The sequence below is a fragment of the Bradyrhizobium sp. BRP56 genome (assembly GCF_020194035.1).
GTDB lineage: Bacteria > Pseudomonadota > Alphaproteobacteria > Rhizobiales > Xanthobacteraceae > Bradyrhizobium > Bradyrhizobium australafricanum.
The window spans coordinates 108,578-114,808 of the sequence record NZ_JADYVV010000022.1 but is presented as its reverse complement, the minus strand read 5'-3'; the positions used below and the strand labels follow the sequence as shown (position 1 = coordinate 114,808).

General features: G+C 61.5%; 8 protein-coding genes and 1 pseudogene. 5 read left to right on the top strand and 4 right to left on the bottom strand.

The window, feature by feature from the left end; all coding sequences use genetic code 11:
• The 3 genes and pseudogenes from I6F38_RS17655 to I6F38_RS17645 all read left to right on the top strand — a co-directional run.
• Positions 1 to 134, top strand: a pseudogene (locus I6F38_RS17655) (UDP-glucuronate 5-epimerase); the annotation flags it as partial.
• A gap of 180 nt (positions 135 to 314) precedes the next feature.
• Positions 315 to 572, top strand: coding sequence for a hypothetical protein (locus I6F38_RS17650; RefSeq protein WP_225161244.1), 258 nt, complete (start codon positions 315 to 317; stop codon positions 570 to 572).
• 768 nt (positions 573 to 1,340) lie between these two features.
• Positions 1,341 to 1,550, top strand: a complete 210-nt coding sequence (locus tag I6F38_RS17645) for a hypothetical protein (RefSeq protein ID WP_016841790.1) — start codon at positions 1,341 to 1,343, stop codon at positions 1,548 to 1,550.
• Between the two features lie 186 nt (positions 1,551 to 1,736).
• On the opposite strand, the gene I6F38_RS17640 is transcribed toward I6F38_RS17645, so the two are convergent.
• Positions 1,737 to 1,925, bottom strand: coding sequence for a hypothetical protein (locus tag I6F38_RS17640; RefSeq protein WP_028331611.1), 189 nt, complete (start codon positions 1,923 to 1,925; stop codon positions 1,737 to 1,739).
• 666 nt (positions 1,926 to 2,591) lie between these two features.
• Here I6F38_RS17640 and I6F38_RS17635 point away from each other — a divergent pair.
• On the top strand, positions 2,592 to 2,966 hold the full coding sequence (locus tag I6F38_RS17635; protein ID WP_018270679.1) for a helix-turn-helix domain-containing protein: 375 nt from the start codon (positions 2,592 to 2,594) through the stop codon (positions 2,964 to 2,966).
• 11 nt (positions 2,967 to 2,977) lie between these two features.
• Here the strand turns inward: I6F38_RS17635 and I6F38_RS17630 are convergent, their stop codons facing one another.
• Entirely contained in the window at positions 2,978 to 3,283 is a 306-nt protein-coding gene (locus tag I6F38_RS17630) for a hypothetical protein (RefSeq protein ID WP_225161243.1), read from the bottom strand.
• A gap of 95 nt (positions 3,284 to 3,378) precedes the next feature.
• Here I6F38_RS17630 and I6F38_RS17625 point away from each other — a divergent pair, with 95 nt between their 5' ends.
• Positions 3,379 to 4,821, top strand: coding sequence for an undecaprenyl-phosphate glucose phosphotransferase (locus I6F38_RS17625; protein ID WP_225161242.1), 1,443 nt, complete (start codon positions 3,379 to 3,381; stop codon positions 4,819 to 4,821).
• Between the two features lie 29 nt (positions 4,822 to 4,850).
• Here I6F38_RS17625 and I6F38_RS17620 read toward each other — a convergent pair whose 3' ends face one another.
• On the bottom strand, positions 4,851 to 5,447 hold the full coding sequence (locus I6F38_RS17620) for a hypothetical protein (RefSeq protein ID WP_225161241.1): 597 nt from the start codon (positions 5,445 to 5,447) through the stop codon (positions 4,851 to 4,853).
• A 4-nt stretch (positions 5,448 to 5,451) separates the two neighbouring features.
• Positions 5,452 to 6,228, bottom strand: coding sequence for a metallophosphoesterase family protein (locus I6F38_RS17615; RefSeq protein WP_082654012.1), 777 nt, complete (start codon positions 6,226 to 6,228; stop codon positions 5,452 to 5,454).
• Positions 6,229 to 6,231: the final 3 nt, after the last annotated feature.

The following is a 6,231-nucleotide window of genomic DNA, read 5'->3' as shown; positions in this document are numbered from 1 at the left end:
ATGTACCGGAGACGTCGGCCGACGTCTCCGACCTGGAGCGTGAAATCGGCTTCCGCCCGCAGACGCGGATCGAGGATGGCATTGCCAGGTTTGTCGCCTGGTATCGGGCCTATCACGACGTCGATCGGACCTAGGCGCCGCGAGAATCGTCGTCGTGTTTCAGCCCGCAGTCAGAGCTTGATCTTCGCGCAAACGCGATCCGCGTTTTGTTGCGACGGAAAACCGCTTCGCACTCTTCCGGATCATGCTTTAGTGCGCTGCTTGCGAGTCCGGGCTCGAGAAAAAACTGATTCAGTTTGGAACGGAGTGTGGCAATGCGAGTTATCTCGGGTTTTGCGATCGCCTCAGCCGTGATCATGATCTCCAGCGCAATGGTTCCCGCGCATGCGATCGACGTGCAGGTGGCGCGCGCCTGCGATGCCTTGGTCGCGAAGGCATTTCCGCCGCTACAGCCCGGCAATCCCGCTTCCGGGAGCGCGCGGGGAGGCGCCAAAGCCCAGCGGGACTATTTCAACAAGTGCGTCGCCAATGGTGGCAGGATGGACGACGATACGCCTCCTAAATCGAAATAGCGCGCGATCGCGACGCGTGGCGAATTAGCGATGCTTATGGCGAATCTTCGCTGTCGTTGCTGTTCGTGGGGGCTGTGCAAGCGCGTGCGAATGCAGCGACAAGCGCGCGAAAGGCGTCCGCTCCCTCTGTTCAAGCCGGACGCTTCGGTCCCGCTCATTTTAATTAGAATAGCGTTAGCGCGGTTGGGTCCGGCGGAGGCGAAATCGCGCTTGATCCGATGTCCAGCGTTGAATTCATTTCGCTGGATTGCTCGAGCGCTTCAGGGCACCGTCAGCCGCTTCAATATTCGCAACCGATCGAAACACTCTGCGATCCTTGATGGACGTGGCAGCAGCAGATTTTGCGTCTGCGGAGCAGCTTTGGTGGAATATCTTGTGTGCAGCTGAGCACGTCCCTTGAAGCGCGATCGCTGTAACACGGCGACATTGTGATAGCCGGACAATGCACGTTCGGTTGAACGACACGGCAGCCATCAATGATCACCAAGCAATATCATGCGCTTGGTAGAGCTTCCGACCCACATTGAGCCGCGTTGTCCAGCCGCGCGCCTCATAGCTGCCGCTGCCAACTCATCTGTACGACACATCAAAGGCCGCCGATCGAGCGCTTCGCGATCAGGTTGTGGAACCTGATTGAGAAAATTTAACTCGGAGCCATGTTGGTCGCAAACCTGCCCCATTAACCGCCTTCCATGTGCGCGGAATAACCCTGTCATCGAAACTTCAATCACATCGCTCATACCCTTAACCGCAGAGCGAGGGCGCGCCATGAAGCAGCACAAAGTTCAACATTTGCATCAGCCGATCGAAGAGGCGTTGCTCGCGACCAATCAATCGCTGCGCAACGAAGTCGTTGCGCTGATGCTTGATATCGCTGAGTTACGTGAAATCCAGGAACGCCCGGGCTCGTCGCGTTCGTTCGGCATGTCTCGAGAGCAGAACACCCCGCGCGTCGCGCTGCGCCGGGTTCACAGCTGAAGTCCGTCAGCCTCTTTCTCATCGGCAGAATATGCGGCCACATCCTCGCCAATCCGGCGAGCATGCTGGCGCGCCTGCAGTTGCGGACATTTCAATTCTAAATTGAATGATGCGCTGGCCCGATGCTCGTCTAGGCGAGCTGGCGGACGTTGCTGCGGATAATCGCGGTCGTGAGGGTTGGGGTGGTCAGTGCTCCAGCGGCACGGACTTGCGTGCCCCGACATCGGACAGACGCTCGCGCAGGATCCAATTCTGCAAGACCAGTTCGACCGCGGTATGCCGGAGCTCGCAATTCTCCGCGACGAGGCGTTCCAGGATGTCGGCCGCCTCGCTTGACGCGGGTTGGTTCCCCTCGAAGACCTTGAGACGCGCCATGGTGTCGATCCTCGCAAAATGTTGATCAGAGACTGGCTCTGACAAGCGTCAGCACGGAATGGTTCGCGGATTATCGGGCGGACGTGGTTCCGCCTGATGGCCTCGGGTGGGAAAGCGCTTAATTGATAATTCGTGGATCGAGATATGAGTGTTAGGTTTCGTGAAAATAATCCTCAAATATGTTGAAACCCTCATGACACCTAACGTCCTAGTAACTACTGCTGGGCGTGTACGCCCGCAAGCGGCCGGACGCGAAAGTCGCGGGATTAATTTGTTAGAAATTTGTGAAAGTTGCGCTTGACCGGTGGGGCGATTATCGCGGCGAGGCATGGCGCACTCACAATCTGTCGAGAGACCGATTGAATATTCTCATTTGCTTCCCGTTTGAGAATGCAAACAGTGCGCCAGTTATCCCGATCAAACTCTCATACACAGAAAGTCGTATAACTTTTTTTATCGGGCCCTTTCAGCGGAGGAATATTCCCCGTATATTCCGCTCAATACCTTGCAGCTTCGGCGTTTCTTCGCACTATGTGTTGCTGCCGACCGGCAAGTTCGAGGCTCCCGAAAGGCCCCCGGGAAACCCTCAATTTGAATTTCCTGTTGCATTTACATAGCTTATAGGCCATGCGATGATTGCTAATCTAGGGGGCAATGAGATGACCAATGAGGCGTCATTCTACTGAGGAGATCAGTTCCAAGGTCAAACAGGCCGAGGAGCTCATGGCGCGGGGGCAGTCCCAGGCCCAAGCGTGCAAGGTGCTGGGCGTTAGCGTGATGACATTTCATCGCTGGCGCAAGCAGGAGGCCGCACGTGGCCACCAGGCGAATGGTACTGTTACCGAATTCGCCGCTCGCACCGATGATAGAGATGGGATCCCCCCTGTCCATAACCGTATTGATGAATTACGGCTGGAAAATGAACGGCTGCGCCGTATCGTGACCGACTTGCTGCTCGAGAAAATGAAGATCGAGGAAAAGCTTGCGCTCAGGTCCGGCGGCGGGAGCGGCTTGCCCCGCCGGGGTGAAGCCCAAAGCTGACGTAAGCTCCGTTAGTGGATGCGTGAAGGCCTGGGAGCCAGCAGCAGCTGGTCGCTCAGATGTGCCTTCTCCGACCTTGCGCGCAGCTCTTCGAAGATCGGACGCAGTCTGGCCTGCGCAAGGTCCAGGCCCCTGACGATGTCCTGATTCGGCATGTCGGCCGGGAAGCGGGCCGCGCGCAGCTTTGTCTCGATCGCCTTGACCAGCACCTCGACGTCGTCGCGGTGCTGGCCCGCGACGAGCTCGGCGCCCATCAGGCGGATGAGGTGGAGGAAGGCCACCAGCGCGGCCTCGGTTTCGCCAGCCGATGAACTCATGCGCGCTCTCTATCCGATATCCGCAGCAGGTCTTGCGAGCTCACAACCCGCCTGATATTACACATATGAATTGTTAACACGAATGTTAATTCCCGATGACCGACCTTTCGGACGCTCGATTGGCGAAGGTACCGGTTAACTTCGGCGCCTTCTCGTTCGCTTTCGCTTCCCTCGAGGCGTTTGCCGTCGCGTTCGAGATGATAATCGTCGTGCTGTCCAGCATCGTCGGCGGCGCGGCCTATCACCTCTTTTACTACCACACGGTTTATAGCAACAGCTTCGAGGGTTTTCTAGGGATCGGGGTCCTCGCCGCCATCCTTCACATGTTCGTGGCGAAGTCGCAGGGCCTTTACAATGCGCAGGTGCTGGCCGGTCTCGACCGGCGCTGGAGCAGCCTGCTCGGCGGATGGCTGCTGGTCGTTCTGCTGATGACCCTGATCATCTTCCTTTTGAAGGTGGGTTCCGGCGTCTCGCGCGGGTCGGTGCTGTCATTTGGCCTGATCGGCGGCCTCGGGCTGGTCGGCGGACGGATGCTGCTGCAGGCGCCGCTGCAACGCGCGATCGACCGCGGCATGCTGGCCACGCGCCGCGCGGTCGTGGTCGGGATGGCGGACGAATTGTCCCGGGTGCGGCAAGCGAGCCTGCTGCGCGATTTCGGCCTCAGCGAGGTGCGACGGGTCCAGCTCTCCGGATCGTCCGACGACGCCGGCGACCGGGCCACCGTCGCGTCGGCCATTCTTGCAGCCCGCGAGTGCGGCGCCGACGAGATCATCCTGGCCATGCCCTGGCAGCAGGAGCCGCGCATCCAGTTCGTGTGCGATCAGCTGCGGGCATCGCCGCTGCCGGTGCGGCTGCTGCCGGACCGGACCGCGGAGCGGTTCCTGGCACTGCGGATGGTGGCGACCGGCCCGATCCCGACGCTGGAAATGCAGCGCTCGCCGCTTACTTCGCTCGAGCGCGCCGGCAAGCGGCTGTTCGACATCGTGGCATCGAGCGGCCTTCTGGTGCTGTTCGCGCCGCTGCTGATCGGAACGGCGATTGCGATCAAGCTCGACTCCAGGGGGCCGATCCTGTTCCGGCAGCGCCGTAACGGCTTCGACGGCAAGCAATTCACCATCCTCAAATTCCGCTCGATGCACGTGCTCGAGGATGGCGATGTCATCACGCAGGCTCGCCCGAACGATCCGCGGCTGACCGGGATCGGCGCGACCCTGCGCCGCCGCAGCATCGACGAACTGCCGCAGCTGGTGAACGTATTGCGCGGCGACATGTCGCTGGTCGGGCCGCGGCCGCACGCGCTGGCGCATGACGACAAATATTCGAAGCTGATCGCGAGCTATGCAGAGCGCCAGCACGTCAAGCCCGGCATCACCGGTCTCGCGCAGGTGCAAGGGCTGCGCGGCGCGACGCCGGCGATCGAGGACATGCAGCTGCGGGTGGCGCATGACCTCATCTACATCAAGAGCTGGAGCTTCGTGCTCGACCTGCGCATCCTGCTGCGCACGGTCGGCGCGGTGTTGCGTCACAAGGGTATCTGACGGCTGGGCATCTGGGCGCCAGGCGCGCGTTACTGCGGAATGCTCTGGTTGGCGTCCTTGAACTCCGCCTCGATGATGCGCCGGTTGGCGTCGCCAGCCACGCGATAGGCCTGCCCGATCGCGCCCTTCAGTTCCGGCGCCCGCGTGAGGATCAGGCGGATCTGCCGCTGCAGCAGGTCGACCAATTCGACATCGCGCGTGGTGTCGACCTGCGCCAGGAGGATCAGGCGCGGCGCGATCAGGTCGCTGCGGTTGAAGCCGGTATAGTAGGACATCTTGAGCGCCTTCGACGCGGTCGGGTTCAGCCAGTCGAACCGTCCGGTTGCCGAGGCGAGGCCGAACCAGGCGCCGGCGTCCATCGGCGAGAGGCGAAGCGCGCGCGTGAACGCGGCTTCGGCCGCCTCCGGCGACGTCTGCAATTGGCTCCAGCCGTCGCGCAGCCACAGCTCGCCTCGGACCATGCCGACCTCTGCGGCGATCGCCGGTTTGCCGCGCAATGTGTCGGCGGCAAGCCACCAGGCCGACAAGGCGAGCGTCGCCGCGCCGATCGCGGCGGCGGCGGGCATGAAGGCCGGCGAGAGACGCCTCGCATTCCGGCCGAGCACGTCAGCCATCGTGTTAGCCATCGTATTAGCCATGGCGCGCGGCCCGGTTGCCGGTCATCAGCAGGGTTCGCCGTGCTCCCTCGAGCTTGACGCAGGTCAGGCGACCGGTCGCATAGGCGCCGGTGTCGACATTGATGCGGTTGCGCAGCAGCTCGGCCTCATGCACCGGCGTATGGCCGTGCACCACGACCTTGCCGAAATCATCTTCCGAGATCAGGAAGTCGTCGCGGATCCAGAGCAGATCTTCCTTGCGCTGCTGGTTGAGCGCGACGCCGGGCCTGACGCCGGCATGGACGAAGAAGTAGCGTTTGTGCACATAACAGAGCGGCAGCGAGCGCAGGAAGGCGAGATGGGCCGGCGGCATCTGGCGGATCAATTGCCGGGCGAGCGCCCTGCGTTCGGAAGCGTCGGGATTGGGCGAGGGCGTCAGGCCGTAGGACATCAGCGTTTGCAAGCCGCCAAACTGCCGCCATTGCGCGAGCATGTCGGGATTGACGAGAAATTCCAGCAGGCAGGCCTCGTGATTGCCGAGCAGGCAGACCATGCTGCGGGTGCGGCGGCGTTGTTCGAGCATGGCGATGACATCGCGCGAATCCGGTCCGCGATCGATATAGTCGCCGAGGAACACCTGGATCGGTCGCGCCGGCCGGAACCGACGGATGTCGGCATCGATGCGGGCGCAGATCTCGTGCAGCAGGTCGGCATGACCGTGGATATCACCGACGGCGTAGATGCAGGTCTCGTCGCCCTCATGTTCGAGATCGCCGGTCTGGCCGACAAGACGCTGGAGGAAGCTGCGCATCTG